The 4,932-nt window shown below is 35.5% G+C and carries 1 protein-coding gene; it reads left to right on the forward strand.

Annotated elements, in window-relative coordinates; all coding sequences use genetic code 11:
• Positions 1–4,932 (forward strand): SdrD B-like domain-containing protein (locus tag J3U35_RS03745; protein ID WP_267359660.1); only part of this gene is annotated, 4,932 nt, incomplete at both ends.

Consider the following 4,932-nt stretch of genomic DNA (forward strand, 5'->3'; position numbering starts at 1 on the left):
TTATCGTTGATACCGGTGCGTCTGCTCAGAACTTATTTATCAAAGGGCAAGGCGGTGATATCAACTTAGCGATAAAAGACGACAAAGGAAATGGTGCAAAGAATATTCCTGTTAGGTTGATTCATACCTCTTCTTCAAGGCAAATTGTTTTTGCAACCAATAATGATGGTGTAGTTGAACTTAAAAATACCTTAAAAGGGCATCTGTATGACATGACGGTTGATACAGCAGATTTTGTTGCTGACTCAAGTAATAAAATCAAATATGCTTTATGGGATGCAACATTACCAGACAGTAAAAACGCCTACGTTAATAAAATTAGCTTTAATATGGCGGGTAAAAATCAAAAAGGTCAATTTAATGTTAAACCACGTAATGAATGGGGTATTGACGGAGTTGTCGCTATTGATCAAAATGGTGATGGGATCTATACAGTAGGCTCTGATACCGGTGCGATTGATATGAATGTCGAGCTTTACTATCCCGGCACGACAACCAAAGTACTAGGTACAGGAACAATAACTACAACTGATAATGGCCGTTATCGTTTTAGAGATCTAGCTGTTGCAAGTTATGACATAAAAGTAACCAATGTAAAAGCACCTTATATTCCACAGAATAAAACCGAACAAACTGTTAAAATAACTGATGCAATCGGTCAAACAAGTGGCCCGACATTTTTGTTAAATATTGATCCGAACGATACAACTTTAGCAGGTATATCAGGTTCGGTATTTGCATTAGGTTCAGAACAATTCCCTGAAGACGGCCCAGATGGGGGTAAAACAGGAAATACTTTACCTAAGGATGGTAGTACCTTTCTTAACACGCCAGTCAATCTTTATCAACATGATGGTAATAGTTGGATATTAATTGCTAAACAGACCACTAATAAAGCGGGGGCTTATAAATTTGGAGGACTAAGAGCGAATAAAGATTATAAAGTCGTTTTAGATGAATCTGGTATTGATACGACCAAATATTTCTTTATTGGCGATACAGATGGTAAATCAACCAGTACCTCATCTGAATCAAAAAGTACTCATAAAGGTAAAGTAAAACTCAGCAATGGTAAGCAAGACAAAATTGCTCCGAAAGAGATTATTATTCCCAATTTAAATGGCGGTACTAAGTCAAACCAAAACTTTTGGTATTCAATCATTGCACCAAGTCTATTAGCTGTAGAAAGTAGCTTACAGTCTACAAATAACCACGGAAACTGGGGTGGTATACAAAATGGTATTAGTGAATTAAGTACCGCACCTTATCTAGAGGTTGCTTTTTTTGAAGAAGATGGTGTCACGCCTGCGACCAAATTAGATGGGACACGTTTATATGCTAAATATCTAAAAGGTCCAGATGATTATTCGCGTGCTCAACGAGCTAGGGTTAATTCTGATCATGGTGGAATTTATACTTACAAAATTATTGGATATGATTCTAATTATTTAGATATCCAAGCTGTTACACAAGAATATCGAGTAAGATCAGTTGCAAATAATGCAAGTGCTACCGAAAGATTGGGTGGTTTTTCTATTGTATATTTTAGAGGTAAAACGCCTAACAGTATTTCGGGCTATGTTTACTTAAATAATAGCCATGTTGGTACCACCGGTAGTTATGATCCTAAGTTAGATACGCCTATTAGATACACTCGTGTCGTTTTACAACATAAACAAGTATCTACTGGCAATTGGGAACGTGATGATATTGCTATTATGGGAACAAACAATGATGGTTGGTATAACTTTACCAAGTTACCTGATGGTGAATATCGAGTGGTTGTTCAATCAACTTTCGGCGCTGGCAGTAATGCAGATAAAAATGCTATTGAATTAGAACGTAATGATCAAAACGATACTATTGTTAATGAAACTTCTAGCATTATTGTAAAAGTAAAAGGCGGTCAAAACTATACTAAAGATACTAATTTCTGGTTTAAATTAAAACAACGAGATTATGTTGCTAAAGGTACAGTTTATTTGGATACTTACAGAGGAGAGGGTATACTTACTGTAGGTGGGACGGCTGATGCCTTTGATAAACCATTGTTTGATGCGACAGTTTTATTATGTAAAGATAATAATGATTGTACTTCACGCTCAGGTAAAAGTGTATTAGCTTCACAAAAAACCGATAAAACAGGACGTTATGAGTTTACTGGAAATGATGGACTGACGAGTGGGAAAGATTTTATCGTAAAAGTTGTTCGCTCAGATACTGAGGCAGTAACAGATCCAAAACAAGGTCTTGCTCAGTTGCAAACGATTCGTTTTGATAAAATAGATTTACCTATTATCCATAACTTTTTAATGCAAGGTAAAAGTGATGCAATTACCTTTATTCCTATCAATGATTTAGATGGGAATGGTAAGTATGAAGGTAATGGTTCCAAAGAACAAGGTTATGGTAAATTTAAAGTTCTTTATTGGGATGGAAGTACTTACCAAGAATGGATGACGGGCGGAGATTTTTATCAGAATTTAATTCTTTACCGTTTACCAAAAGGTAAATATCGCATTATACATGATCCAGATAATACTAATTATAGTTATATTGATATTGCCGACAAAGATCCTGCCACAGCTGTAGGTATTTTTGACATAGAAGTCTTGGCCGATGGTACTTTAGCTAATAATGTTGAATCTAGTCAATATATTATGCAAGCATCAAAAGCATCTAAAGGAATATCAGGAAATCTTTACCTAGATATTACAGGTTCCAAAAAAATAGAAGATGCGGTTTTATTAACAAGTCAAGAGTTAATGAGATATAATAAAGATGCGCTTAGAGTAGAAGGCTTTTTTACGCCTCGTTTCTATAAAGGATACAATAATGGAAATATTAGCGCTATTTTAAATCAATCTGACTTTGTCGATAACAATGTAAAATATACGGGTGAATTTGTTTATAATGACACTAATTCACCTCGTGGTAATTTGTATTTAACTAATATAATTCTTAGATTACGTGGACTAGATTCACAACAATTTGAATTAGTTGCTAGTGGTAATGAACCTCAAGGCAGTCTTATTCCTAGTGAGCTGAAAAAACCAGAGTTTTTACAAGTTGCCCCTATTCCATCTGCTGGTGCAACTGATCAGTATTGGATAGTAAAACTGAAACAACCTACCGAAATCAGTGGTCGACTTTATTTTGACTATGATGAGGATGGTAACTTCAATGCTAGTAAAAGTGATGTGCCACTTGCCGGAGTAACGGTTGAATTATATCGTGATGGAAAATTCTATGTTAAAACTAAAACCGATAAATCTGGTATATACACTTTCCAAAATTTATTTAATGATACTTATACCATTAAAGTTACAGAAGAAGGCTTGGATGTAAGCGTTTATGAACTAAAATCAGAGTTTGATACTGTACCAAATATTAAAATTACATCACAAACACCAAAAGTATCAGGTGGTAATTTAGATTTCATCTATAAGAAAAATGGTGATGCAGCTATTGCAGGTTATGTAATGGTTGATATTAACAACAATGGTAGAACGGATATTAGTTTTGATAAAACAGGTGATCTTCCTGTATCGAATGTTAAGGTTAAATTATTTAAAAAATTAAATAATTCTCTTATTAACTATCTTGAAAGTACTACTAATGAGAAAGGCTATTATAGTTTCACTGGAATTGATCTTAATACGGACTACGTAGTTCAAGTTGTTCCTACAAGCAATTATGGCGTTATTTCAAATGCTAATCAAAAAGCTAGTGCAACTTTAGACACAATAACCTTTAAAGATATTGGACGAACTGTACAAAACCAATCCTTCCTATTAGCTGGTAGTTCAAACAGTTCACCGGCGGCAGGTATAAGCAGTAATCAAGCAATCAATAGTGGTATTGCGGGTAAAACTATTATTGACGGCACATCACCTGAATTACCAATTGATCATGTATTGATTGGCCTAGTTGATTCAAACGGAACAGAGATCGCTCGTCAATATACCAATGATAAAGGTGAATATCATTTCTATAACTTACCTTCCGGTAAGTACAGTATTAATGTTGTAACCTCGCCGGATGGTTATTCATTAGTTAAAAATAGTGAAGGTTCAACTCAACCAATCAGTACTTTATCCAATATTCAAATAACCAATACTGGTGTCTTTGGTAATAGTTTCTATTATAAAGAAGCAAGTGCTAACGGTATTCAAGGGAAAATCTTCGTCGATTATGCCGATAATAATAACGATTTAGATCCTACAAAGGCGTTTACCTATTTACTTGATAGTGCGATCTCGTATACCGTTGAATTGCATGACGGTTTAGATGGTACTGGTAAGTTATTAATGACCCAACAAACCGTGGATGGTGAGTATCAATTCCCTAATTTGATGTTTGGTAATAGTGCTAACTATTCTGTGGTGCTGAAATTAGGCGCTAATGCCGACCATGAGTTTAAACAAAGCTCAGCCGGTAAAGATCCGAAACATATTGTTATTCCGGTTGCGAGTTTACCAAAACAAGGCTCACTGGATAATAATTATCTGTTGGTAGGAAAACAAAAAATCGATGGTGTCGTCTGGATTGATGAAAATGACAGCAAAGACAGACAGGATAACGAAGGGCGTAATGGCATCAATGTGACCCTTAATTATCAGGCACCGGGTGCAACGGATTATGTTGAACTTAAAAAAGTTGACACCAAAACGGTGAATGGCAAACAAGGTTACTATCAGTTTGAAAAATTACCGAAAGGCGGTAACTACCAAATTAAGGTTAGCACACCGGAAGGAACGGAATTAATTGCGGACAGTGTCATAGCCGGAANNNNCGATAACTTTGTGTTTAACCCGTTAACACAAAATGAGTTAGACAAAAATTCAGCGTATAAATATATTGCCATGATTAAAGGTCATGTCAGCATTGATATAGACAACAGCCGAACCCACTCAGCGATTGATGCGGATT

The sequence above is a fragment of the Gilliamella sp. B2717 genome (assembly GCF_026536675.1).
Classification (GTDB): Bacteria; Pseudomonadota; Gammaproteobacteria; order Enterobacterales; family Orbaceae; genus Gilliamella; species Gilliamella apicola_I.